Annotated in this window: 23 protein-coding genes and 1 tRNA gene; 9 read left to right on the plus strand and 15 right to left on the minus strand. The window is 33.4% G+C overall.

Annotation, left to right across the window (positions count from 1 at the left end):
• Positions 1-14: 14 nt before the first annotated feature.
• The 4 genes from Q0857_RS06885 to Q0857_RS06900 are packed head-to-tail and all read right to left on the minus strand — an operon-like array spanning position 15 to position 2,825.
• Complete coding sequence (locus Q0857_RS06885) at positions 15-608, minus strand: Maf-like protein (RefSeq protein WP_298533298.1); 594 nt, start codon at positions 606-608, stop codon at positions 15-17.
• Positions 608-1,522 (minus strand): geranylgeranylglycerol-phosphate geranylgeranyltransferase, encoded by a 915-nt coding sequence (locus tag Q0857_RS06890; protein ID WP_298533300.1) that lies wholly within the window; start codon positions 1,520-1,522, stop codon positions 608-610. Before Q0857_RS06890 ends, Q0857_RS06885 begins: the two co-directional genes overlap by 1 nt.
• A gap of 24 nt (positions 1,523-1,546) precedes the next feature.
• The gene (locus tag Q0857_RS06895; RefSeq protein WP_298533302.1) at positions 1,547-2,077 is read right to left on the minus strand and encodes an HAD family hydrolase; all 531 of its coding nucleotides are present in this window, start codon (positions 2,075-2,077) and stop codon (positions 1,547-1,549) included.
• Complete coding sequence (locus Q0857_RS06900; RefSeq protein ID WP_298533304.1) at positions 2,067-2,825, minus strand: Rossmann-like and DUF2520 domain-containing protein; 759 nt, start codon at positions 2,823-2,825, stop codon at positions 2,067-2,069. Before Q0857_RS06900 ends, Q0857_RS06895 begins: the two co-directional genes overlap by 11 nt.
• Before the next feature lie 59 nt (positions 2,826-2,884).
• Here Q0857_RS06900 and Q0857_RS06905 point away from each other — a divergent pair, with 59 nt between their 5' ends.
• From Q0857_RS06905 to Q0857_RS06915, 3 genes are all read left to right on the plus strand, one after another.
• Positions 2,885-3,283: a group III truncated hemoglobin gene (locus tag Q0857_RS06905; protein WP_298533306.1), complete on the plus strand. Its 399-nt coding sequence runs from the start codon at positions 2,885-2,887 to the stop codon at positions 3,281-3,283.
• Between the two features lie 120 nt (positions 3,284-3,403).
• Entirely contained in the window at positions 3,404-6,592 is a 3,189-nt protein-coding gene (gene ccsA / locus Q0857_RS06910) for a cytochrome c biogenesis protein (RefSeq protein ID WP_298533308.1), read from the plus strand.
• A 12-nt stretch (positions 6,593-6,604) separates the two neighbouring features.
• Positions 6,605-7,048 (plus strand): DinB family protein, encoded by a 444-nt coding sequence (locus Q0857_RS06915; RefSeq protein ID WP_298533310.1) that lies wholly within the window; start codon positions 6,605-6,607, stop codon positions 7,046-7,048.
• Between the two features lie 3 nt (positions 7,049-7,051).
• Here the strand turns inward: Q0857_RS06915 and Q0857_RS06920 are convergent, their stop codons facing one another.
• On the minus strand, positions 7,052-7,774 hold the full coding sequence (locus Q0857_RS06920; protein ID WP_298533312.1) for a DUF3307 domain-containing protein: 723 nt from the start codon (positions 7,772-7,774) through the stop codon (positions 7,052-7,054).
• Complete coding sequence (locus Q0857_RS06925) at positions 7,768-8,370, minus strand: transcriptional regulator (RefSeq protein WP_298533314.1); 603 nt, start codon at positions 8,368-8,370, stop codon at positions 7,768-7,770. Before Q0857_RS06925 ends, Q0857_RS06920 begins: the two co-directional genes overlap by 7 nt.
• Before the next feature lie 171 nt (positions 8,371-8,541).
• On the opposite strand from Q0857_RS06925, the gene mscL reads away from it, so the two are divergent.
• Both mscL and Q0857_RS06935 read left to right on the plus strand, forming a co-directional pair.
• Entirely contained in the window at positions 8,542-8,985 is a 444-nt protein-coding gene (gene mscL / locus Q0857_RS06930) for a large conductance mechanosensitive channel protein MscL (protein ID WP_298533316.1), read from the plus strand.
• An 11-nt stretch (positions 8,986-8,996) separates the two neighbouring features.
• Positions 8,997-9,149, plus strand: coding sequence for a hypothetical protein (locus Q0857_RS06935; protein WP_298533318.1), 153 nt, complete (start codon positions 8,997-8,999; stop codon positions 9,147-9,149).
• Here Q0857_RS06935 and Q0857_RS06940 read toward each other — a convergent pair.
• Complete coding sequence (locus Q0857_RS06940; protein WP_298533320.1) at positions 9,146-9,802, minus strand: HAD family phosphatase; 657 nt, start codon at positions 9,800-9,802, stop codon at positions 9,146-9,148. The two genes, Q0857_RS06935 and Q0857_RS06940, sit on opposite strands and share 4 nt — an antisense overlap.
• 124 nt (positions 9,803-9,926) lie before the next feature.
• Between Q0857_RS06940 and rlmF the strand changes: the two genes are divergently transcribed.
• A complete protein-coding gene (gene rlmF / locus Q0857_RS06945) occupies positions 9,927-10,805 on the plus strand; it encodes a 23S rRNA (adenine(1618)-N(6))-methyltransferase RlmF (protein ID WP_298534093.1) in 879 nt (292 codons plus the stop codon).
• A 78-nt stretch (positions 10,806-10,883) separates the two neighbouring features.
• Here rlmF and Q0857_RS06950 read toward each other — a convergent pair whose 3' ends face one another.
• A complete protein-coding gene (locus tag Q0857_RS06950) occupies positions 10,884-12,725 on the minus strand; it encodes an SLC13 family permease (protein WP_298533322.1) in 1,842 nt (613 codons plus the stop codon).
• A gap of 283 nt (positions 12,726-13,008) precedes the next feature.
• On the opposite strand from Q0857_RS06950, the gene bshB1 reads away from it, so the two are divergent.
• From bshB1 to Q0857_RS06965, 3 genes are all read left to right on the plus strand, one after another.
• On the plus strand, positions 13,009-13,728 hold the full coding sequence (gene bshB1, locus Q0857_RS06955) for a bacillithiol biosynthesis deacetylase BshB1 (RefSeq protein WP_298533324.1): 720 nt from the start codon (positions 13,009-13,011) through the stop codon (positions 13,726-13,728).
• A 114-nt stretch (positions 13,729-13,842) separates the two neighbouring features.
• A tRNA-His gene (locus Q0857_RS06960) sits at positions 13,843-13,918 on the plus strand.
• A 217-nt stretch (positions 13,919-14,135) separates the two neighbouring features.
• On the plus strand, positions 14,136-16,334 hold the full coding sequence (locus Q0857_RS06965; RefSeq protein WP_298533326.1) for a glycoside hydrolase family 3 C-terminal domain-containing protein: 2,199 nt from the start codon (positions 14,136-14,138) through the stop codon (positions 16,332-16,334).
• 174 nt (positions 16,335-16,508) lie between these two features.
• Here the strand turns inward: Q0857_RS06965 and Q0857_RS06970 are convergent, their stop codons facing one another.
• The 7 genes from Q0857_RS06970 to Q0857_RS07000 all read right to left on the minus strand — a co-directional run bounded on the left by Q0857_RS06970 (position 16,509) and on the right by Q0857_RS07000 (position 24,958).
• The gene (locus Q0857_RS06970; protein ID WP_298533328.1) at positions 16,509-17,084 is read right to left on the minus strand and encodes a hypothetical protein; all 576 of its coding nucleotides are present in this window, start codon (positions 17,082-17,084) and stop codon (positions 16,509-16,511) included.
• Between the two features lie 119 nt (positions 17,085-17,203).
• Positions 17,204-19,555, minus strand: a complete 2,352-nt coding sequence (locus tag Q0857_RS06975; protein WP_298533330.1) for a patatin-like phospholipase family protein — start codon at positions 19,553-19,555, stop codon at positions 17,204-17,206.
• A 180-nt stretch (positions 19,556-19,735) separates the two neighbouring features.
• Complete coding sequence (locus Q0857_RS06980; protein ID WP_298533332.1) at positions 19,736-20,308, minus strand: type 1 periplasmic binding fold superfamily protein; 573 nt, start codon at positions 20,306-20,308, stop codon at positions 19,736-19,738.
• A 63-nt stretch (positions 20,309-20,371) separates the two neighbouring features.
• Positions 20,372-22,768, minus strand: coding sequence for a TonB-dependent receptor (locus tag Q0857_RS06985; protein WP_298533333.1), 2,397 nt, complete (start codon positions 22,766-22,768; stop codon positions 20,372-20,374).
• Between the two features lie 378 nt (positions 22,769-23,146).
• Positions 23,147-23,641 carry a DUF6787 family protein gene (locus Q0857_RS06990; protein WP_298533334.1) on the minus strand — a complete coding sequence of 165 codons (495 nt, stop codon included), beginning with the start codon at positions 23,639-23,641 and terminating at the stop codon, positions 23,147-23,149.
• Positions 23,642-23,676: 35 nt separating this feature from the next.
• Positions 23,677-24,114, minus strand: coding sequence for a DUF6146 family protein (locus Q0857_RS06995; RefSeq protein WP_298533336.1), 438 nt, complete (start codon positions 24,112-24,114; stop codon positions 23,677-23,679).
• Between the two features lie 205 nt (positions 24,115-24,319).
• A complete protein-coding gene (locus tag Q0857_RS07000; RefSeq protein ID WP_298533337.1) occupies positions 24,320-24,958 on the minus strand; it encodes a DUF937 domain-containing protein in 639 nt (212 codons plus the stop codon).
• Positions 24,959-25,101 lie beyond the last annotated feature (143 nt).

Raw genomic sequence — 25,101 nt, forward strand, 5'->3', positions numbered from 1 at the left:
GTAAATTTACAACCCTAAGTACTTTCTGCAATGCTATTTAACGTTTTGTAAACAAGATGTGTAGGCAAACCCATAACGTTAAAATAAGAGCCCTCTATTTTTGTAACACCAACTTGTCCTATCCAATCTTGAATACCATAGGCACCAGCTTTATCAAAAGGTTTGTAAGTGTTTATATAGTATTCAATTTCATCATCAGAAAGTGACTCAAAGCTCACTTTTGTAATGTTATGTATTGTTTTTTCGTAGTTAGTTGTTGTAAAGCATACTGATGAAATAACCTCGTGGGTACTATCACTCAAGGTTTTTAAAATTTCAATAGCATCTCGCCTATCATGTGGTTTACCAATGGCCTTGTTATTATGCCAAACAATAGTATCGCTGGTTATAAGAATATCTTTTGTATTCAATTCTGCTTTAAAGGGGAGCGCTTTTAACTGAGCTAGGTAGTTACTAATTTCAAAATGTGTTAATCTTGGCGGGTACTCTTCTTTTATTGGTTTTAATCGTATTTCAAAATCTAAGCCCAAATTTTTAAAAAACTCTTGCCTTCTTGGAGAACCAGAAGCTAAAATAAGATGATGATTTTTGAGTTTATCGTTCAGCATTAATTAAGAATTACATACTTGTATAAAAGTAAGGAAAGCATTCCGAAGAGCATGACTAATTTATACATATTACTGATGTGATGAAAATCATCTTTTAAGTTAGCGCTGAATGTTTTAATACTTATGTAAATTAGTGGACCAATAACCATGATTAAAAAATAACATACAGTTATGATTTCTTTGTAAAGATCAGATACCACATAACATATAATACCAATAAGAGGAATGAAATTTAAAGCAACCAATATATTTTTAGCGCGATCTCTTCCTATTGCTATAGGGAGCGTGTTCATGCCTGCTTTATAATCACCATCAATATCTTCAATATCTTTTGAAATTTCGCGCAATAGATTAATGATGAATGCAAACAGGGCATAATCAAAAACGACCTTAAAGAATATGATTTGTGTCGGTCGATTTGAAGTCGTTATTTCTGGTAATAAATCAAAAACACCTATAATGAGTATGCTCATGCCCACAAGTACCGAAATAACTATATTACCAATTAATAGCGTGCGTTTTAATTGTGTTGCATAAATATAAAGTAATGCAGAGATGAGCACAAAAATGATAAAGAAAGGTGCTCTGCCTACATGGTGTGATAAGTAAAAACCACTGCCAACACCAACAAGATTGAATATTATAAATAGGGTATAAGCTGTTTTTTCAGAAATGGCATGCCCAACAAGAATCCGATCTGGTTTGTTTATGAAATCGGTTTCAACGTCATTAATATCATTAATTATATTTCCAGCAGCTGCTATACAGGTTGAGGCTAAAATGAGTAATAAAATACCTAAAACATCTAATCGTGTACTAACACCAAAAGGTTCTAATAGTGCATACTTAATGAGCAATTGCACTAAAGCAATCATAAGGATATTTTTCCAGCGTATGAGGTTTAATATATTCAAAGGTAAAAGCTTGGAAGCGATTAATTAATCATATTTAGCACTAAAATTACCACTCCATTTGTCCTGTACTTTAAGTACTTGTTCAATAACATCTCTTACGGCACCTTGCCCGCCATTTTTATGCGAAATGTATTTTGAAATGGCTTTAATTTCGGCCACGGCATCTTGCGGGCAACATGGTAAACCAATGCCTTTCATAACAGGATAGTCAGGAATATCATCACCCATGTAAAGGGCGTTTTCAGATTTCACCCCTTTTTTATTAAAATAATCATCAAGCTGCTCTATTTTGTTATGAGCTCCTAAATAGATATCAGTAATACCCAAACCTTTAAGGCGTAGTCTTACACCTTCATTAGACCCTCCAGAAATGATACAAACGTTAAATCCTTTGTCAACCGCTGTTTTTAAAGCATAACCATCCTTTATATTCATGGTTCTAAGCATTTCGCCAGTTGTGGTTACTGTTACAGAGCCATCAGTAAGCACACCATCTACATCAAAAATAAATGTTGTAATGTGTTCCAAATACTCTTTATAGCTTTTATCTCCCATGAGTTTCTCGTATTGACTGAGTTAGTAGTTTATAAATGTCGTGGTGTCTTTTATTGTCTAAGCTTTTTAAATGCTTTTTAATCGTTTTTTTATCGTTACGCTTCGCAGGTCCGGTTTGCGCTTTGTAAGGAGAAATATTCTGAATTTTTTGAGCAGTTTCTAAAATAAGAGGTTTAAGTAAATCAAACTCTGCACCTTCACTTTCCGTAATTTCATGCCCAATTCTATAAAGTTGATTGGTGAAATTATTTACAAAAACAGCAGACAAGTGTAATACTCTACGCTGATCGCTATTGATTCTTTTCGTAGGACTTCCTAAACTTACAGCCAAGGCCTTTAAAAGTGGGTAACTTTTCTTATCAATAGTCTCAATACAAATAGGAACATTTGTAAAGTCCATGTCGGCTTCTTTGCTAAAAGATTGTAACGGGTAAAGTACACTACGTTTGTGTTTTTTATCTAAGTCGTAAATACTAACGCTACCTGAGGTATGTGCTATCAATCTGTTTTTAAAAGGCAAATCTGAAGATAGTTTGGCAATGGCATCGTCACTAACAGCCAAAATATAAATATCAGCCTCTACTAAATTGTTCAAATCATCGGTAACAGAAACCGTTCTTTCAAAAGGTTTAATAGAGTTCAAATTTCTATTATACCATTGAACAACAGAGGCTTCATTTGTTTTATTGAAGGCTTCGAATAAATGCGTGGCTACATTGCCAGCTCCAAGAATTACTACTGAAATCATAAGTGCTAAAATAGGTATTATTAGCCTATTTAAAAACCTAATGTGGTATCTTTGTTTTTATGGAAAAAAAGGATATCGAGACAAGAGAAGACGTATTTTTATTAGTGACTTCGTTTTATGATAAAGTAAGGAATGATGATGTATTAGGGCCTTTTTTTAATAATTTAATTGCAGATTGGGATAGCCATATTACTAAGCTAACTACATTTTGGGAATCGAGTTTATTTATGACACGAAAGCTCGAGCATAAATATCAAGGAGATCCTTTGGCTGCCCATGTTAAAGTTGATAAGGATAATAACCAGTGCATCACAGAATTGCATTTTGGGTTATGGTTAAATCTTTGGTTTCAAACGATTGATGATCTTTTTGTGGGTGAATATGCTGAAAACGCCAAACGACGAGCTAGAAAAATGGGCACATTCTTATATCTTAAAATTTTCGAAGCAAGACAATAGGAGTCATCATCTTAAATGCGCTTTAAACCTTGTAATTTAGCATGGTTTTTTAAATACTTTAACATGAAGGAATAAACATAAATCCTTAAATTTGCACGACCTCAAAAAAGGGTTGTGATTATGCAAAAAAAACTAGCCAATATTTTCTTTTCTACAAGACTTACTGCTGTATTGTTTATATTGTTTGCTGCCGCTATGGCAACGGGTACATTTTTAGATTCAGGGCAAGAAACATCGCCTACGCCATATACTAGAAATTTGATTTACAATGCTTGGTGGTTTGAAGCCATTATGGTCTTTTTTATTATCAATTTTACTGGTAATATTTTTAGGTTTAGACTGTATTCCAAAGAAAAATGGGCCACTTTTATTTTACACATTTCCTTTATTTTTATTTTGCTAGGTGCTTTTATTACCCGCTATGCTAGTTTTGAAGGTATGATGCCCATAAGGGAAGGTGTCACAGAAAATACGTTTCTTTCGCAAAAAACCTATATCACTGCTTATATAGACGGTGATTATGAAATTGAGGGTGTAGCACAACGATTGCCTATTGAAAGAGAAGTTGATTTTTCGGGACGTTTAGAAAATAGTTTTAAAATAAACACGAAGTATAACCAACAACCAGTAACGATTGAGTTAGAAAAATTCGTGGTTGGAGCAGAAGAAGATATTATTCCAGATGAAAATGGTGAAGATTATTTAAAAGTTGTGGAGGCAGGTTCAAACGGGCCGCATAATCACTTTTTAAAAGTAGGACAAGTACAGAGTATTCATAACGTTCTTTTTGCCTTAAATAAGCCAACAGATGGAGCCATAAATATTACTTATAAAAATGATGAGTTGACCATTAATTCTCCTTTTGAAGGAGAATACATGACTATGGCAACACGCACGCAGGGTAAATTAGTAAAAGACAGTTTACAGCCTTTGTATTTGCGGTCCAGATATGTGATAGGGAATATGCAAATGGTGTTTCCAAAGCCTGTAACAAAAGGTGTTTTTGATATTGTAAAACCTTCAGTCTTGCTTAAAAGTGGAAATGAGGACGGGGTGAAATTAAGAGTAAGTACCAATGGAGAAACTAAAACCGTGGGGGTTTTAGGAGGAAAAGGAGTTAATGGCAGGTTTAAGCAAATTAGTGTTGGCGGATTGGATTTTGCCTTCAAATATGGGTCTAAAACTTTGGAATTACCGTTCTCTATAAAATTAAATGATTTTGAGGCCGAACGTTACCCAGGTACGGAGCGCGGGTTTTCAGCCTTTTCAAGTGAGGTTACTGTTATCGACGAAAGAATGGATGATTTTGATTATAAAATATTCATGAATAATATTTTGGATCATGATGGGTATCGCTTTTTTCAATCTGGTTTTGATCCAGATGAAAAGGGGACTATCCTTTCAGTAAATCATGATTACTGGGGAACTATGTTAACCTACATAGGCTATTTTTTGTTATATTTTGGTTTGATGGCTATACTGTTTGTTAAGGGATCGCGATTTGGTGATTTAAAACGACATCTGGAGAATGTAAAATCGAAAAAAGCTAAACTTAATGTCATTATAATTCTATTATTTGGTTTAAATGGCTTTGCTCAGGTGCATGGTCCAAATGATGGTCATAACCACACAAAACCAACAAAAGCGCAAATTGATTCTATTTTAAAAGCTAATATTACTCCGAAAGAGCATGCCGATAAATTCGGTCATTTGGTGATTCAAGATTTAAGCGGACGTATGATGCCTGTGAATACTTACGCGTCTGAAATGCTTCGTAAACTGAGTAAGTCCGATACTTACGAAGATTTTGATGCTAATCAAGTTTTTCTTTCTATTCAAGAAAGTCCAATGCTTTGGTACAATGTACCAGTAATCTACCTTAAACCCAAAAAAGGAGATTCTATAAGACGTTTAATTGGTGTGCCAGAGGAAAACAAATATGTGGCCTTGGCAGACTTTTTTACTGATAAAGGGCAATATAAACTAGCGCCATTTTTAGATGAAGCTTATAAAGCTCAGATTCCTAATGGTTTTCAGAAAGAATTCAAAGAAACCGATCAACGCGTAAGCTTATTATATAACTCAATTGAGGGTATGTCATTAAAAGTCTTTCCTATACCTAATGATGATAATAATAAGTGGATTTCAACATATGATTACAAACAAGACATTTCAGTAATTAAAGATTCTTTATATGGAAATTTTGTAAAGAATGGATTCAGGGCGTATTTGTTTACTTTAAACCAAGCGAAGCAATCAGGAGATTTTAAGGAGGCCGAAAAATTACTTAAAGCATTTAATAAAACACAGCATCGCTATGGAGGTGAAGTTATGCTTAGCGATGATAAGGTGAATACAGAGCTACTCTATAATAAATATGATATTTTTAAGAAGCTATTTAGTTGGTATTTGTACGCCGGTAGTCTATTGTTTGTTTTATTGATTGTGCAAATTTTTAACGATAAGCATAAGGCTGTAAATGTTGGAGTAACAGTATTTAAGTTTATTGTTTTAGGGCTGTTCTTGTTGCATACGGCTGGACTTATTGTACGATGGTACATCTCTGGTCATGCGCCTTGGAGTGATGCTTACGAGTCTATGATTTACGTTGCTTGGGCAACTATGTTTTTTGGATTAGCTTTTGGTCGAAAAAGTGATTTAACAATTGCTTCTACTGCTTTTGTAACAGCTATGATTTTAATGATTGCCCATTGGAATTGGATGGATCCAGCCATTGCAAACCTGCAACCGGTTTTAAATAGCTATTGGCTCATGATACATGTAGCGGTTATTGTAGCAAGTTATGGTCCGTTTACGCTCGGAATGATTTTAGGCGTTGTGTCGTTATTACTTATGGTTTTTACAACTAAGGCGAACAAAGTTAAAATGGATTTAAATATTAAGGAATTAACCATTATTAATGAAATGTCTTTAACAGTTGGGTTAGTAATGTTAACTATAGGTAACTTTTTGGGAGGTATGTGGGCTAACGAAAGTTGGGGACGTTATTGGGGTTGGGATCCTAAAGAAACCTGGGCTTTAATTAGTATTATGATTTACGCTTTTGTAATTCATATGCGTTTGGTGCCTGGACTTCGGGGTCGTTGGTTTTTTAACCTGATGTCCATTGTAGCCTTTTCAAGTATATTAATGACTTATTTTGGTGTGAACTTCTATTTGGCAGGATTACATAGTTATGCTAGTGGAGATCAGATTGTGAGCGTTAAATTTATTGGTATGGCCTGCGCAATTGTTGCTACACTTGGCTTTTTAGCTTATCGCGGATATGCTAAGTTTTATAAAAAGTAAGATTTTATTAGGGTGAATGAAATTCAGAATAGACTAAGAGATTTAATGGAGCATGCTTCCAAGTTAATTTTAAATTATCAGGAATTTGAAATGTGCATAAAGCCTTCTCCTGAAAAATGGTCTAAGAAAGAAATTTTGGGACACCTGTTAGATTCAGGAATAAATAATCTTCAGCGATTCACAACGATTCAATTTGAATCAAAACCATTTAAAATAGATCCTTATAGTCAGAAAGGTTTAGTTGATTCAAATGATTATCAAAACTCGAATACTATAGAGCTATTAGAATTTTGGATAGCTATAAATAGAAGAATAATACATGTGTTCGGTATCCAGACTCAAACAACTTTAAACTTTGAAATTGTTTTGCCTAATGGAGATAAGTCTGATTTAAAATTTTTGATGATAGATTATGTAGATCACCTTGAGCATCATTTAAATCAAATTTTGGCTTAGGCCTTATTTCCCAATTATCCCAGAAACATAGTCATAGCCCAAACCAAAAGTGATGGCTAATCCAAAGCTAAGCAGGGTGCCAATTAAAATATATTCGGTGAGTTTACGGTCTTTAGCTTTGGAAAGATCTCCAAATCTAAATACTGATTTTGCTGCAATTAAAAATCCAACGCCTTCCCAATGATTGGTAATAATAAAAGCGAATACAAACAAACGTTCTAGCATGCCAATATAGGCACCTGCATTTTCTAAGGAAGCCTCTTCGGTGTATTCTTTTAAGTCCCATTTAGAGATTAAGGTTTTCATAATGATAGATGAGACTTTAGTAATACATAGTACGGCGGTTATAAATAGTAGCGTTTTAGAATTAAATAACAGATTTAAGCTAAATACATAAGGTTCGTAAAGTTGAATAACAACCGCTATAACTATAAGGTGAGCTATTTGATCTAACCCGAATAGGAGTCTGTTATTAATATGTGATTTTAGGTTTAGTTTAATGATATCTATAATTAAATGAGATAGAGCTATAATGAGAATTCCAAGCCAATATTTAAAATTGAATTGTAAAACTATAATTAGTGCACAGGTATGAACCAATACATGCCAATATAAATATTTTGATTTGTGTTTATGTATTTCTTTGTGCAGTACCCATTTTTGAGGTTGTAAAATGAAGTCGCCTATAACATGGGCAAGAATTAATGAAATGGCTAAGTTTAACATAAGGTTGTTATTTGGGTTTTATAATAGTCTAGTAGTTTAGATAATTCATCGAAACCAGCACGTTTAAGGCCTTGGCTAATATTACCTTGAGTTTTATTTAGTTTTTTAGCCAATGCTTTTTGGTTTAATTGTGGGTTTTCAAGAGCTATTTTTACTAGGTTAGCAGAAGTACTTGTCCAGTAGTTTGTAGTTAGCTGCGCTAATTCTAGCATAATATTTATTTGAATATCAAAGGATTCAAAAGGTGATTTTAGTGCCAGTGTTGTTTTTTTTAAAGCCTCAAAGCATTCACCAGAATTGACAAAAGCGGAGCCATTGGATTCTGTGATTTTTTCGGAAGCATAAGTTTTGTCTCCTATTCCAATTGCAAGTCTAACATCTAAGTTTTTATATTGTTTTATAGTGGCTTTAATTAGAAAAGATGCTCTGAGAGCTTCAGTCGTAGGTATTTCTAATTGAAAACTGTCCCCTCGGTAAATTTCCCATTGTTTAGGTGTGTTACCGAAATTGTTTAAAACTGATTTAAGTGTAGCTAACCAAGCTTGAGGCGAGCTATCCTTTGAGTTAATAATATCACCAGTTATTATACTTGTCATGTGTTATTTAACTAAAATAAACTCAAATGTATTGTTTTTATTTTGAAAATCAAAAAATATTAGTTAATTAGCTAATAAATAAAAATATTAGCTTTTAAGATTATAAATGAAAATATAGGTTGCTAAGGCAATATTCTAATATCTTTGCTAAAAGAAAGTAAATATAAAAAGATGAAGTTGTTTAAAGAGTTTAAGGAATTTGCGGTAAAAGGGAATATGATGGATATGGCCATAGGTATAATTATTGGTGCCTCATTTAATAAGGTGATTGATGTGCTGGTAAAAAAAGTGTTATTACCACCATTATCTTTAATGACAGATGGCGTAAATATGAATAGTAAACGTATTATTTTAAAGGATGCTGTTATTGATTCTTCTGGAACAACTTTAAAAGATGAAGTGGCTATTGGTTATGGCGCCTTTGGAGAAGCCTTTTTAGATTTTATTATAATAGGGTTCACTGTTTTTATAGTGGTTAAGTTTATGAATAGGTTAAGAAATAAATCGCAAGACACTAAAGATGAGACAGTGGCTACTCCAAAGGATATTGAATTATTATCTAAATTGACCAACCTTATGGAAGAACAAAACGCACTACTTAAATTTAAAAAATAGATACTTTCGTTATGGCTAAGAAAGGAAGAGAAAAAAATACTAAAAATAAAGCGAAGCATTCTAGATTGATGGATCAGAAGAAAAACAGGAAAAAGGCAGAGGAAGCTTTACGCAAAGAAAGATTAAAAGCAATAGTGCAAAAAGCAAACAACGAAAAGACTTAAAACAAATTATTGATTTTACTGAAGGTTATATCTTTAAAATCTGAAATAACCATATTAGCTTTACTATAGTCTTGATTTTTTGAGTGAAAACTATCATAGCCTACACAATAAATTCCAGCTCCTTTAGCAGCTTCAATACCATTAGTAGAATCTTCTATGACTATACATTCTTCTTTTTCAAAACCTGTGGCTTCAGCAGCTCTAATGAATATTTCAGGATGAGGTTTAGATTCTTTGAGGTCACCACCACTTAATTTAGCTACAAAATATTGATTCAAATCAAATCGCTCAAAAATTTGATTAATACTGGTCATAGCCGCCGAAGAAGCCAAAACTAAGGTTAATCCATTTTTATGATACTCTTTTATTAAATCTAACACGCCATCAATAAGTCCAAGGTCAGAATTACTATAAAAAAAATGTTTATAATGCTTTCGTTTTAATGCTACTAAGGTTTCAGGAGTTTCCTTAAGATTAAAATGATCACAAAGGCGTTTGCAAATATTTATGGTGGATTGCCCAGTGAACGATTCGTATAACTCTGTTGATACATCAATTCCAACTTCATCGAACATATCATGATATGCTTTATTGTGCATGGGTTCGCTATCAATTATAACGCCATCCATATCAAAAATAACAGCCTTTAGCATCCTTAAATTTTTATGCGAATATATAAGAATTCATTTCAACAACCTAAACCCATTATGTAAATTGTAATCACTAATTTCGCATAAGTTTTAACAGGAATATAACGATTCAAAATAACTTAAATCTATCAAAACAAAATCAAAATTTCATATAAAGAATAAGCATAAATCGGGGTACGACTTAAATGCATTGTGCGATTTATATCCAGAGTTAGAGCCTTTTGTTTATGAAAATAATTACCAAAATAAAACAATTGATTTTGCTCAGCCAGAAGCTATTAAAGCGCTAAATAAAGCATTGTTGTTAAAGTATTATAATATTAAATTTTGGGACTTCCCAGATGCTAATTTATGTCCACCAATACCTGGGCGTGTTGATTATATTCATCATATAGCTGATGTGTTAAAAGAGTCGGGAATCAATAATAGTATTAATGTTTTAGATATTGGTACAGGAGCAACTTGTATTTATCCACTTTTGGGAAACGCCGAATATGGTTGGAATTTTACTGGAACTGATATTGATAAGGTTTCTTTAAAAAACGCTCAAGATATTATTGACAAAAATAGGTTAAATGCTAGCATTAAATTGCGGTTACAAAAAGACAGTGCTCATATTTTAGAAGGAATTATTCTTGATACAGATGTATTTTCAATTTCCATCTGTAATCCACCATTTTATAAATCTGAACAGGAGGCGCTTGAAGCGACCTCAAAAAAGCTAAAAGGTCTGAACAAAGAAGGGCAGAAGCACGTACGTAATTTTTCAGGTAAAAGCAATGAGCTTTGGTATAAAGGAGGGGAGAAAGCTTTTATTCATAACTATTTATATGAAAGCTCATTATTTAAAGACCAATGTAAGTGGTTTACAACCTTAGTTTCTAAAAAAGATTTGGTAAAAGGCATGTATAGTTCCCTTAACAAACTTGGTGCGTCAGAGATCAAAATCATTAATATGGAACAGGGTAATAAAATATCTCGTATTGTTGCTTGGACGTTTCAATAGATTTAAAAGAACGTAAAAAGGGAACTCCTTAGAGTTCCCTTTTTAACATGTATAAACATTATCTATTAAAAAAATAGACTAAAATGGCCAAATTATTGGGACTAACACCATGGCAATAATGAAGAACATAAGAAGAAGCGGAGCGCCCACTTTTAGGTAATCCATAAATTTATACCCTCCTGCAGTCATTACCATGGCGTTGGTTGTAGTACCTATTGGTGTTAAGAATGCTGTAGAGGCACTAATGGCAACTACAATCATAAAAGGTGCAGGCGATAAGTTTAAAGACTGTGCAGCGAGAATAGCTATGGGTGCCATAAGCACTGCCGTGGCCGAATTGTTTATTACCTGACTAAATGTTGTTGTTAGTAAAAATACGCCACCTAGTAGCATAATTGGGTGTATAGCCCCTAAATATTCTACCAATGCATTAGCAATTAGCTGTGCTGTACCTGTTTTTTGAAGTGCGATCCCCATTGGTATCATTGCAGCAATCATAACCACACTGGTCCAACTAATACCTTTATAGGCTTTTGCTATGGGAACACATCCAGTAAGTAATACGACTCCAGCTGAAATTAACGCTGCTATAGATCCTGGAACAATTTTAAATACCATCATGATAATCATGAGTACTAATGCGCCTAAGGCAATGTATGATTTTGGGCTTAAGCTATCTACGTTTTTCGCCATACCTTCAGGACTACCAATAATTACTAAGTGTTCATGCTGATTCTTTAAATCTTCTATGCTGTTCCAAGTTCCTCTTAATAAAAAAGCATCTCCAGCTTTAATCGTAATTTCTTTATCGCTTAAAGGTTTATTGTTTCTTGAAGCAGCTAGTAATTGGATACCAAAACGTTTGAAATAATCACCCAGTTTATACTTTCTACCAACAAGCATAGAGTTTGGGTTAACAATTACTTCGGTCATTCCCACCTCTTGATTAATCAAGTTGTTTTTAAGTTCGTCAGTAATCGGTTCAAGAGGTAAAAGACCTAACCTAAAGCTTATCATCATTTTGTTAATGGCCTCAGTGTCGCCTTTAACGGTAATAATATCATGGTACAAGAATTCTGTACTAGGATCTGGAAATTCAATAAATTGAGGGATGCCTTTTAAAATTTTAGGATGTCTTCTTTTTATACGAATAATAGATACGTTGTACGTTTTTTCAAAATGCCACTGTTCTAATTTAGTATTTAGTAATGGTGATATGGATCGTACTCTCAATCTATAATATCCACTGTCAATTTTATAGGCTCCAATCCAATTGTGTAAAGTAGATTCAATATTAACAGGTTTATTATTGGTTTTGTTTTTAGGTAATAATCTGTAACCTACATATCTAAAATAGAGCAATGCTATAATTAATAGGGGAATACCTATTAAAGCAAACTCGAAGAAAGAGAAACCTTCAAAACCAGCATCTACTAAAGCATTACTAGCAATAATATTTGGAGGTGTACCGGTTAATGTTAATAACCCTCCAGTATTAGATCCAAAGGCAACAGGCATTAACATTTTTGATGGCAATGTTCCAATACTCCAAGCCGAAGATATGGTTAAAGGCATTAAGGTGGCTACAGTTCCTGTATTACTAACAAATCCAGATAGTACACCAGCACCAAGCGTTACAATAACTAGTAGTTTGGGAACGCTATTGCCAGCCCATTCAACAAACTTTTTACCAGCCATTGCGGTCCAACCTGTCTGTGCAATTCCCTCTCCAATAATAAATAATGCGGCAATCATAATTACCGTAGGATTACTAAAACCACTTAAGGTTTCTGACGAAGTTAAAATACCTGTCAAATATAAACTTAGCATGGAAATTAAAGCGACTATATCTGGTGTAAACTTTCCCCAAACAAAGAGACCAATGGTAATAACTAAAATGGCGAGCATTAAATAGATCATATTCTATAATTGTTTATTAGATTTAGTGTTTTATAAATATGAGGTAAAATTACCCTACAATTTAAGTATTAATTATGACTAATATCATGCTTTAACAAGCGGTGTTGTTTTTTAATAATTATGAAATTATAGTGGTTTTATTTGTTAATGTTGAAGACGAAAACGTGATAGTAATATTTAGTATTTAAGTATTCTTAATATATTTATTGAAATTAGAATTAGGGGAGTGATAAATGCGAAATATAAACGCAATTTTAACACTTAAAATGAAAATAAAAGACATATGAAATTAGATATTTTGGCCATTGCGGCACATCCAGATGATGTGGAGTTGGGTTGTGGAGCTACTATTGCGAAAGAAGTTGCTAATGGTAAAAAAGTAGGGATACTTGATTTAACTCGAGGAGAATTGGGTACAAGGGGAACAGCAGAAACCAGAGCGATTGAAGCTGCAGCTGCAGCTCGTATATTGGGAGTAGACGTTAGAGAAAATTTAGGATTTGCCGATGGATTTTTTGTAAATGATAAAAAGCATCAACTTGAGGTTATTAAAATCATAAGAAAGTATCAGCCAGAGATAGTTATTTGTAATGCAATTGATGATCGGCATATAGATCATGGAAAAGGTAGCAAGTTGGTGAGTGATGCCTGTTTTTTAAGTGGTTTAATGAAAATTGAAACGACATTAAAAGATCGAGTTTGTCAAGAACCCTGGAGGCCTAAACAGGTTTATCATTTTATACAGTGGAAAAATTTAGAACCAGATATAGCAGTGGATGTGTCAGGTTATATTGATGTTAAGATGGCATCTGTTTTGGCTTATAAAACACAATTTTATGATGCGAATAGTAAAGAGCCAGAAACACCAATATCTAGTAAAAATTTTACCGATAGTATTATTTATAGAGCCAGAGACTTAGGGAGACTTATTGGTGTTGAATATGCCGAAGGGTTTAACGTTGAAAGATACCCAGCAGTTGATAGTTTATTCGATTTAAAGTAGTTAGGGTAAGGCCCTTGTTTTATTTTTCAAATACAGAGAAAATATTAAAAAAGTCTTTGTAGATAAGATTGAAAACAATTACATTTGCACACGCATTACAAAATGCAGTTACACGGTGGTTGTAGCTCAGTTGGTTAGAGCATTGGTTTGTGGTACCAAGGGTCGCCGGTTCGAATCCGGTCTTCCACCCAAAAAGTAAAAGCCTTTCAAGAAATTGAAGGGCTTTTTTTGTTTTTAATCTTAGTTCATTTTGCGTATTTTGGTATAGCATAATTAGTAGTTTAAATAAAGTGTCTTTCACTTTTTTTAGGGCATTAATATTTTTATTAATGGTCTTTGTTATAATAGTTTTGCAATAAAATAAGCATTAAATAGACAGAGAATAAACCAAATTCTAAAACAATCAAATGTTAGGAAACAACAAATTCAAATTTACATTTTACTTTCTTTTTATCTGTACTATTACAATGGCGCAGGAAGTCGATTATGGGTTTTTAGATGCCACAAAGCCTCTTGAAGAGAGGGTTGAGATTTTAGTAAATCAAATGACATTGGATGAAAAGGTAAGTCAAATGACTCATAGTTCAAGTGCAATACCAAGATTACAAATCCCTGATTATAATTGGTGGAGTGAAGCATTACACGGAGTAGCAAGAAATGGAGAAGCTACAATTTTTCCGCAAGCAATTGGTTTGGGAGCAACCTTTGATTCTGAATTAGTACATAGAGTTGCAGATGCCATATCTACAGAGGCGAGAGCCAAATATGAAATAGCGCAAAAAATGGGAAACCATAGTAAATTTGCTGGACTTACGTTTTGGTCGCCCACTGTAAATTTATTTCGAGACCCTCGTTATGGTAGAGGGCAAGAGTGTTATGGAGAAGATCCTTATTTGGCCTCTAAAATAGGGGTTGCTTTTGTTAAGGGATTACAAGGAGAAGATCCAAATCATTTAAAAGTTGCCGCTTGTGCTAAGCATTTTGTAATGCATTCGGGACCTGAGCATAATAAACTTCAATTTAATGTTGAAGTATCTAAACAGGATTTGTACGAAACTTATTTCCCTGCTTTCAACGCTTTGGTTACTGAAGCTAAGGTAGAAGGTGTAATGACGGCATATAATATGGTATTTGGAAAACCATCTTGCATGAATGAGTTTTTATTGAAGGAAACCTTAAGGGAGGATTGGGATTTTGATGGTTATGTAACTTCTGATTGTGGTGCTATTTCTGGAGCTTCAGGAGGGCAGGGCTATGTAAAAACACCTCTAGAGGCATCTTCACTCGCTTTGAAAACAGGAGTGAATTTAAATTGTGGTGGTGCATATAAAAACTTGAAAAAGGCCATTGAAAAAGGCTTAGTCAGTGAGAAATTATTGAATAAAAGACTCATGCAACTTTATAAAACACGCTTTCGTTTAGGCATGTTTAATAAGGAAGAGGACAATCCTTACAGAAACATAGGGGTAGAAGACATTCACTCTAAAGCACATATTGCTTTATCTAGAGAGGTAGCGCAAAAATCTATTGTATTACTCAAAAATAAGAATAGTGTTTTACCTCTTTCACCTGATATAAAAGTACCTTATGTAACTGGCCCTTTTGCAAATTCTAATGATATGCTAATGGGTAGTTATTATGGAGTAAGTACTGGTTTAGTTACAATATTGGAAGGGATTACAGGGGCTGTTTCTAAAGGAACGTCATTAAATTACAGAAGTGGGGCACTCCCTTTTCAAATAAACCCTAATCCAAAAAATTGGGCACCGAATGTGGCTGCAGAGTCAGACGTTACTATTTGTGTTGTTGGTACCACAGCAGATTTTGAGGGAGAAGGTGTTGACGCCATAGCTTCAAGTCATGGTGGTGATAGGATAGATTTAAAGTTACCTGAAAATCAAATAAAATATATTCATCAAATTATAGAGAAGAAAAAAGATACGCCGTTAATTTTAGTTATTGCAAGTGGTAGCCCCATTTCTTTAGAAGGTATAGAAGAACATTGCGATGCCATAGTACAAATATGGTATCCTGGTGAACAGGGTGGGAATGCCGTGGCCGATATATTGTTTGGTAAAGTGTCTCCTTCTGGTCGTTTGCCAATTACATTTCCTAAAAATGTAAGTCAGTTGCCGCCTTACGAAACGTATTCGATGAAAGGGCGTACTTATAAATATATGACAGAGGAGCCCATGTTTCCTTTTGGTTTTGGATTAACCTATTCGGATACAGAATTCAAAGCCTTAGAGTTATCTTCAAAAAAAATAAAGAAGAACCAGGAATTGCGTATAAAACTGATTGTTGAAAATGTCGGTGACTTTGATATTGATGAGGTAGTACAGCTTTATATAAGCCCAAAAGACACCTCTGGAGGGATTCCGCTAAACAGTTTAAAAGGATTCAAGCGTGTCAGATTAAATAAAAGCGAGCAAAAATCAGTTGAATTTTTAATAAATTCAGATCAGCTACAAGTAATTTCAGAAGAAGGCAAAAATATTTGGAGAAAAGGAGGCTATAAGATTACCATTGGGAACTCTTCTCCAGGTAATTTAAGTGAGAGATTAGGAGCATCTAAACCACTTGAAGCAGAAATAGAATTAAAATAAAACAAACTATATAGTTAGATCGGTTATTGTTTTGTGAAAAGTTAGTATTGTTTAGAAAATGATAGTATAGATAATAAAGGAAGAATTGAAAGTCTTTTGAGTGCAGTTTGATTAAATTAACTTTTCACTTGATAAATACATGTAGGTATGAAGTCTGTAAAAGGCCTACCTATTTTAGTTTTCCTTTTTGAATAAATCAATAGCCTTTAAATACTTTAGTCCTCCATTTTTAGTTTGGTCGTGTATGAATCCTTTCAATTCTGGATGATTTTCATCAATCCAGTTTAAAAACCTATTTCTATTTCTAATGAATGTTGTATCATTAAAGATTACATATTTAGTTGTTTCAATACTACTTATTTTGTCCATATGAAATCTGATAACTTGATTAGTAACAATAGGTTCTTCATGAAGAAATAAAACTCTTTTATCTGTTTTTGAAATCCTTGCTTTAACAATTTCACCTTCTTGTTTAACTTGAAGGATTTTGTACGTAGGTTCAAATACAGAATCCCATTTCACCCATTCAACATATTCCTCTAACGAAAATGTCTGTTCATAGTCATATTCAGTTTCTTTAGTAAAAAGACTATCATTTAAAATAGTCGCTATTCCAGAAACATCAGAATTGTCCAGGCATTTGTAGTAGCTTTTAGCAATTTCTAATTTGCTAATTTCTTTTTCAAAAGTTTTCTCTTTACAAGAGATTGAAATTAGAACTAAAATTATGATTACAGAGAATTTTTTCATGGTGTATTACGACTTATTTATTTGCCTCAAATTATAATTCATTAAGAGCTAAACGAATATAGTAGAATTTTAATAAAATGCCACCAACATTACAGATCGAAGGAGTTAGAGGTACGGTTCTAATCAGGAATATTCAAATTCAGACCAACATTAAAAAATAAAGGAACATCACTCACATGGTTTACATAAGCTATATCAAAATTAACAGGACCTAAGATGGAATGATATGAAAAGGTAGAACCAACTGAAAATAAAAAGCTAGTTTCAGAAGTATCTATCCATTTCGCACTTGACGAAAGTATATTGTCAAAAAACGAATCTACATTTTTAAATCCTACAGAACCAAAATTCATGTAAGGGGTTATATAAATGTTTCGAGCAGCAGTTATTTGAGCACCCAAATGTGTTTTTATAAATTGAGTAACTATAAGCTCAGAGTCACCTAAACCACTAAAAGTAAATGAATCGCGTCGATTAACTGGTAAATTACCCCCAAGCGCGTATTGTGCTCCTTGTCCATTATTAACAAAGGATATTTTATTTGTTTGTTCAGTATCAATAAAAGTTAAGCCTGTTCCAGCATTAATTATAAATGAAAATTTATTTTTAATGGGTATGCGTTTTTCAAATTCAAAGCTAAATTTAGAAAAGCCATTGGTTGCTCCCGAAACATTATCTTCAAAAGCTTCGTCATATTGTACATTAACATTGTGAAGGAGTGATCTTGTGATTCTGGCTTTAAAATAAGTCCCCTTATTTGGGAAGAAGACTTTGTTCATACTATTTTGCGAATAATGTATCCCAATTTCAAAGTTATCGCTTGTATAGCGTCTTAAATCATAAATATTGTCATTTACACCAGGGTCAAGCCTAGGTTTAGTTTTGTTGTGCTCATAATTCAAGTCCAAACCAAAATATTGAAATAAAGGATTTAAATCTCTATTAAATTGAACAGAAGATTTAAAAAAACTGCTTTTTAGTTCTTCTCCAATATTTCCATTTACATAGTAGCTCTGTTTTGATTTCTGCCCATAAGCTTGTGCGCGCCACCACCATTTTTTGATTTCTCCAATATTTTGCTGATACTCAACTCTAAATTTTGGTTGTTCTGCTACATCAATTCCAACCAAAAGGCGAGAAGAATAGCCTAGAATATTTCTGCCAGTGTAATTAACTATGAGCCCAACACCTTGTCTGGTATCATAATGTAATGCACCATTTATTTGATTTCTAGCCTTTTCATAACAGGTTAGAATGAGGTTTGTCTGGTTTTCAGTTATATTGACCGCGTACGTAATTTGATTAAAAATTTCTGTACCCATAGCTCTGTCAATCGCCTGAGCTAACTCTTTTGAAGTATATATTGTATTAGGATGTATATTCATTCTGGCTTTTAGTAAGCTCATGTTTTCTGGACTCACATCTCTATATTCAATTTCATGAAAAGCAAATTCATCTTTAGTATTGGGAAGTTCATGTTCTTTTTTTTGGAAGTTTTCAAGAGTTTTTGATAAAGCGATTAGGTCTGTTAGTTTGTCATTACTTGCAATTAAACCTTGTTGGTAAATTTCTGGTGTTTTTACAAAATCTTGAGTAGAGTAGGTAAGGTTAGGGTAATGGTCTATGAGTATATTACAGCGTTTTTGATTATCAGGATTTTTTAAATTGCTAGTCATCATAGATGTTTGAAACAAAATAGTAGTAATATCATCAAGTTTATCAATAGGCTGCATACCTCCGCCTACATCACTACCAATAATGATATCTGCACCTAATTCTTCTGCAACGTCTGTGGGGAAATTGTTTAAAACACCTCCGTCTACTAATAAGGTGTTCTCGTATTTTACAGGCTCAAATACACTTGGAATGGACATACTTGCTCTTATGGCTAAACTCAATGACCCCTCCTTTATAATCACTTCTTTTCCATTAACAAGATCTGTAGTTACAGACCGGAACGGAATAGGTAATTTATCAAAATCTTGGATATTATATACAGGATATAGCAGGGAAGATAGTAATTCTCGTAAATTCTGATCCTTTAAAAGTGCTGGTTTTACTTTTGGTTTTCCATCAATAACATCTAGGTTAACGAGGTATCTATTGAATTCACTTTTTTCCTCCACACCAACATCGCTTAATGCTATGGTGCCCCCAAGAATTTCATCCCAGTTAACTTTCATGGTCAATTCTTCTATTTCATCACCAGAATAGCCAGCCGCATACAAACCACCGATAACACTACCCATACTAGTACCTAATACCAAGTCTGGGACAATCCCTAAACTATCAAGTTTTTGTAAAACTGGAATATGAGCAACACCTTTAGCCCCACCTCCACTTAACACAAGGGCTACTTTTGGCTTTTTATTCTGTGCAAACATGACAGAGTAGGATAAAAGGAGTATTCCAAAAATTAAAATTTTACGAAGCATAGATAAGAAAAAGGTGTAAGTTAGAATTTTGTTCAATATATTAATTTTATTTGTGCTAAATAGTTACTGGCAAAATTTACTTTTTGCCGTTTAGACATTCTCGATATTGTTTTTGAGAATATTTTTTGTACCGACGTTATTTGAATGCCGGTATAAAAAAAAATCCCTTTCAAATTTGAAAGGGATTTTTTTAAATAATACTATATGCTTTTATTCTTATTGAATTTCAGCACCAGTAAATGTAATATTTAGGTCTTCAGAACCTCCAGTTACTGAACCCCATTCGTCAGAATCGTCAGCACCTTCTGGCTCGTGTACTAAAGTAATTTGTACATTTCCAGTACCTGCAGCACCAGCAACCCAAGTTGTTTTTACACCTAGTTTATTACCATCTGCTCCATCCTCGTCATCACTATCTCTAGACATGGTTAAATTGATACCATTTACGGCATATACAAAAAAGTGCTCGTCTCCTTCAGGGATAATGTCGTCATTAAGAACATCTTCAGGCGGTGTTTCAGAAGCGTTAGTTATCGCAAGATTTAGTGAATATGTTGCATTCGCAGTAAAAGATCCAGTAATTACCTCCGTAGAAGCTCCATCTTGACCGTCAGGAGCAACACTCCCCATTACAACAACATCTGTAGCGTCTGCATCATTTGTAAAAGTTAAGGTAACATTAGTGATTAACTCTTCTTCAAGAACTGGTGGCGGTGTATCATCATCTGAACATGATGTAATAAGCGTTAAGCAAAAAAATACTCCAAGAAAAAATTTAGTGGTTTTCATAAGATTTGAATTTGAATAATTAATTTTCATTGTTTTAATATTTAAAAGATTGTATTCGTTTTATTAATAATTGAGTTGTATTTGTAATGTTACATTACGTCCAAGGTCATCGGCGAAGTATCGTAATTGGTTTAAATAATTTCTATAAGATGTATCTAAAAGGTTGTTTATTCCGAAGCTTACATTTAAACTTGTTTTTTCACTAAGGTTAAAAGTCGCTTCACTATAAAAATGTAATAAGTGATATGCAGGTGGGGGCGTGCTAATATCTATTTCACATTTTTCACCTGTCAGTTGGTCTGTTACTTCAAAATTAAAATCAGGGTATTCATTTTGTTCAGATACCCATTCAGATTTTAAACTCGCAGAAAAATTATGCCACGTTGTATTTTTATATGTAACCTGATTCATTGTATTAAATGGCGGCATTTCAATTAAAGGTATATGGTTTTCTAAATCATAGCCCCTTATAAAAGACGTTCTATTTTGTAATTGCCAGTTATTTGTTAAATTATAAGTGGCATTTATATCAATGCCATACAATTCAGTATTGGCTTGTTGGTATTCCCAAAACGGAAAGGGGCCTCGTATTGTGCTTATAAAATCAAAGGGTATTAAATAGATAAAATCTTCTATTTTGTTATAAAATATTTCAGCAGATAGATTGAATTTTGGTGTATTGTAATTATACGATGCAGAAACTCTGTTAGAAACTTCTTTATCAAATCTCAGGTCACCAAGCTCAAACCTTGCGGCCGAATGATGCAAACCATCACTGAATAATTCTGAAGGATTAGGTGGTCTGCTTGAAAGCGCGTAATTCCCAATCACGTAGCTTTTATCATTTAAATAGAATTTAGCACCCACCGAAGCAGAAAGGTTATGATAATCAAAAATGGGATTTGTTAAATACTGTGTTGGTAACTCTTCAATAATAATATCTGAAAAATCATCATCGTATCCACGTTCTTCCCATCTCGATTTGCGGTAATACTTTTTTGCATCAATTCTATTAAAATCGTAACGTATACCTGTATCAACAACCAAGTCGTTTTTTATTCGCCATTCGGTCGTAGTGTAAACACCAAAATCATACTTGTCATAGTCAGGAATTAAACGTCTTACACCCGTATCCGGATTTGCAAAATTATCCTGATAGCGTCCCATGATGCCAAAATTAAATTTTCGATTTAAGTTAGCATCCAAATTTAAATCTGCTAGGATAGTGTGAGTTTGTAATGTTAAATCTATAGCAGGGGTATTCTTTCTATCTCCAATTCTAACATCAAATTCCAGGCGCCTATTGTTTTGATAGTCATATTGAAAAGTAACTTTACCAAAGTTTGAAAAACGCTTGTAATAACTTGCCTTGGCTAAATGATGTGTTATATCCTGTTTGGGAGCATTGATATCATAGCTGAAATCCTTAATAACAGTTGGTTGTCCCGTATTTATGGCACGCTTTAGATCAAAAACACTACCAATATGCGAAGCGCTCAAAATTCCAATTTCATTATTTAAATAGCTATAGTATGCTTCGAAACCAGATTGAAAAGCGGTTTTACCAAATCGCGCAGAAAAACCTTTTGAATCTAAGCCTGTATTAGTAAGGTTATAATCAGGGGCATGGAAATCACCATTTTTTCTGTAAGACCCTTGTAATTGTGTAAACCACCCAGAACTATAATTTTTATTCAAAGTAGAAGATATATTATAGCCTCTACCATTGGTTTGCGCACCTAAAATAGTACGCCCAAAAAGCGTATCTTTTTGGACTATTTTACTTGGTTTTATAACAACTACACCACCAATAGCATCACCACCATAGGCTAAAGCACCGGCTCCTTTAATAACAGATATTTGATTTGCGCTATTGATGTCAATATTTGGAGCATGTTCAATACCCCATTCTTGGTCCTGTAAACGTACACTATTATTAAGAATCAGTATCCTACTACTATGCAAACCATTTATCATAGGTTTTACAATTGTATTACCAGTATTTATTGAGGATACACCTGGAACTTCCTTTAGAGCATCACCCAAACTGAGACTACTATAGCGTTCCAAAACGTCATCTTTAATAACCGTTTCCTGAGCTGTTTTTGTAGTCTTAGTTCCTTTGTTTCTTAAGCTGACTTCATCTAATTCTTCTAAATGATGCTCCATATCTATCTTCTTAAATGTATCACCAATAATATCAATTTCAATACGGTTGGTTTCACATCCAACATGAGATATGACCAAAATTAATTTGCCATTGCAAAGGTTCTTAATGGAGAATTTACCATTTATATCTGCCGTTGTGTAACGATTTAGTGATTCAATATGAACAGTTGCTCCAGACATTGGGCTACCATCATGAAAATCTGTTACTTCACCAATAAAAGTATATTTACAACTTTGAGCATGGTATGTGCTAAAAATGAACATGACCACAATCAATAAATTGTGTTTCATTGTGTTATGTTTTTATTGTATTATTTCTTAGTTTAAATCGGAATATTAAACTAGAACTGGAGGTCCGCGAAGGGAGAAAGATAAAACTGTATGATTATAACAGAAGTTATAAGAGATAGAGATAACCTCAAAATTGTTGAATAATACAGACTCTATATTGTAATGCTGAGATTTTAAATCGTAGTGTTGAAGATTGTATTTATAAAACACACAATCCACTTCACACTCATGAAAATTGGCAGTATCAATTTTTTCGCAAGATGGATGACCTTCATGCTCAAAGATATGGGCAATTTTTATGCATGTTGGAACCAATAGAACCAAAACAATTAGTGCTGATACTATCCTGAAAGTTATATGTCTTTGTTGTGCCTCCAATTAAGCTATAAACCGTTTTAAACCAAATCTACGAAGCATCTTTTTTTCAAAATTCCAAAAGAATTTATACTGACCAAATAACCAACCAATGGCTACAAGCAAAATTTGATAAAAGATGAAGCCAATTAGTATATATAAAACCCAATAGGCAAAAACAGGAAGGTTATCTTTATTGATGCCCATAATTTTTATTAACGGCCTACTAATAAATACCGATGAAGAACCTGTAATTGCAAAAACTAAAAAAATAGAAATAAGCTCCCATCTATAGGTAACGTTCCATTTTTTTTCTAATTTGGAAAATATAAAGAGAACTAATTTTAAAAGCACTAAAAAAAATATGGCACTTAATGCTAAATTAAACGCAATGTGTTGATCTTTTAAAAATAAAGAAGATAGTCTAAAAGCTGAGTAACCTAAACCCAATATTCCCAGTATTGGGAATATAAGTTGCCAATTGCTAACTATATTCCATTTTTCTTTTAATTTTTTCACTCCTGCAATTTAGTTGCAAAAGTATTAAAATGAAATTAAATACGTGGCACAAAAGGTCCTAATCTTTGATTATAGGTTAATTGGAAGTAAATGAAATAATTATAGAGCATATAATTAACTTCATATCCATAATCTATATTTTGTTCGTAATTAATTTGCATTTCATAAAGACTAGGGTTAAACCTTTGCGGGGTTAGAACACGTTGGTTCCATTCAATTACCATAATTTTATTTCTGGCTTCTAAATAGCCTTGTGAATAAAACCCTCTGGGTTGTGCTGTACCTTGTAACCAATTATTAAACCCAGGTTCAATGATAATTATTTCATACTCTAGCTCTTCATTTGTAATTTTAACAGTATCATTTAGCTTGATTGCTTCAAGTCTCTCGTTGCTTGTCGTAGTTGTTGTTTTTGAAACTTTACAATTAAGTACAAAAATAGATAGCAGTAATATGTAAAAAAGATTTTTCATAATATTTAAGGATTTGTTTATTTAACAAATGTACCCCACATTACAATTCTGAAAAATGGAAAATGAGTTAACCTATCTTTTCAATGAGTCGGACAATATCTTAAAATACTAAAAAAGGATGATAAAATTGCCAATTTTAAATTGATTTTAACAAAAAATGCTAAACTTTAAAGTTTAGCATTTTTTAATATCATTTAATCAGGACTTATTTTCCTCCAAAAAGACCACCTAGTAAACTTCCAAGGCCTCCTTGTTTTTTGTTTCCTCCTAGTACCATTCCTGCAACATCATCAATAGCGCTTCCGTCACCATCTGCATCTAAAATAGATTCTAAAAAGCTTTGTTCTTGTCTAGCAGAATTACCCCCAAGTAGTCCCCCTAATAAGTCTTCCATTCCGCTAGAGCTATTTACATTTTGCTGTCTTGTTTGTTTCCCTAGCATACCCATTAAAAGAGGTGCTGCAATTTTTAAAATTTGAGCAACAGAACTAGCATCCATACCAGCTTTTGCTCCTAAGGTGTTTTCAACATTTCGTTGTTTTGCTCCTAATACGTGTCCTAATATTTTACTACCATCATTTATAACGCTAGAGTCTACACCGCCTCCAAATAAACCATCTAGGTTATCCAAGATACTTCCGTCATGTTGGTTGCTTAGAGCTCCCATTAAGCCTTCAGCGCCTTGCGGAGTAGCTGCATTACGTTTCATAGCTGCCATTAAAACGGGTAGAGCCATGGTTAATACATCTTGCGTTTTGCTTTGTGGTTGATTAGTTTGACCGGAAACACCATTAATAATTGTTTTTCCTAGGTCACTGTTTAATAAATCTAAAATTCCTGACATAATATGTTTTTTATTTTAAAGAGGTTAAATTATGGGTTGAATAAGGTACAAAAAAAGTACTGACATCTGTTCTTTAGACGCAGTAATGACAATAAAGTCACATATAGTTAAAAAATAAAACCCCAACACTTAGTGCTGGGGTT

Origin of the sequence: uncultured Algibacter sp. (assembly GCF_947495925.1) — a bacterium.
Lineage (GTDB): Bacteria > Bacteroidota > Bacteroidia > Flavobacteriales > Flavobacteriaceae > Algibacter_E.

Excerpts from the sequence above, each read along its gene's own strand:
- Q0857_RS06980 (WP_298533332.1), bottom strand. The coding sequence starts at position 20,308 with ATGAAAACCACTAAATTTTTTCTTGGAGTATTTTTTTGCTTAACGCTT.
- Q0857_RS06970 (WP_298533328.1), bottom strand. The coding sequence starts at position 17,084 with ATGAAAAAATTCTCTGTAATCATAATTTTAGTTCTAATTTCAATCTCT.
- Q0857_RS06920 (WP_298533312.1), bottom strand. The coding sequence starts at position 7,774 with ATGTTAAACTTAGCCATTTCATTAATTCTTGCCCATGTTATAGGCGAC.
- Q0857_RS06895 (WP_298533302.1), bottom strand. The coding sequence starts at position 2,077 with ATGGGAGATAAAAGCTATAAAGAGTATTTGGAACACATTACAACATTT.
- Q0857_RS06995 (WP_298533336.1), bottom strand. The coding sequence starts at position 24,114 with ATGAAAAATCTTTTTTACATATTACTGCTATCTATTTTTGTACTTAAT.
- bshB1 (WP_298533324.1), top strand. The coding sequence starts at position 13,009 with ATGAAATTAGATATTTTGGCCATTGCGGCACATCCAGATGATGTGGAG.
- mscL (WP_298533316.1), top strand. The coding sequence starts at position 8,542 with ATGAAGTTGTTTAAAGAGTTTAAGGAATTTGCGGTAAAAGGGAATATG.
- Q0857_RS06905 (WP_298533306.1), top strand. The coding sequence starts at position 2,885 with ATGGAAAAAAAGGATATCGAGACAAGAGAAGACGTATTTTTATTAGTG.
- ccsA (WP_298533308.1), top strand. The coding sequence starts at position 3,404 with ATGCAAAAAAAACTAGCCAATATTTTCTTTTCTACAAGACTTACTGCT.
- Q0857_RS06985 (WP_298533333.1), bottom strand. The coding sequence starts at position 22,768 with ATGAAACACAATTTATTGATTGTGGTCATGTTCATTTTTAGCACATAC.
- Q0857_RS06950 (WP_298533322.1), bottom strand. The coding sequence starts at position 12,725 with ATGATCTATTTAATGCTCGCCATTTTAGTTATTACCATTGGTCTCTTT.
- Q0857_RS07000 (WP_298533337.1), bottom strand. The coding sequence starts at position 24,958 with ATGTCAGGAATTTTAGATTTATTAAACAGTGACCTAGGAAAAACAATT.
- Q0857_RS06900 (WP_298533304.1), bottom strand. The coding sequence starts at position 2,825 with ATGATTTCAGTAGTAATTCTTGGAGCTGGCAATGTAGCCACGCATTTA.
- Q0857_RS06940 (WP_298533320.1), bottom strand. The coding sequence starts at position 9,802 with ATGCTAAAGGCTGTTATTTTTGATATGGATGGCGTTATAATTGATAGC.
- Q0857_RS06935 (WP_298533318.1), top strand. The coding sequence starts at position 8,997 with ATGGCTAAGAAAGGAAGAGAAAAAAATACTAAAAATAAAGCGAAGCAT.
- Q0857_RS06925 (WP_298533314.1), bottom strand. The coding sequence starts at position 8,370 with ATGACAAGTATAATAACTGGTGATATTATTAACTCAAAGGATAGCTCG.
- Q0857_RS06885 (WP_298533298.1), bottom strand. The coding sequence starts at position 608 with ATGCTGAACGATAAACTCAAAAATCATCATCTTATTTTAGCTTCTGGT.
- Q0857_RS06965 (WP_298533326.1), top strand. The coding sequence starts at position 14,136 with ATGTTAGGAAACAACAAATTCAAATTTACATTTTACTTTCTTTTTATC.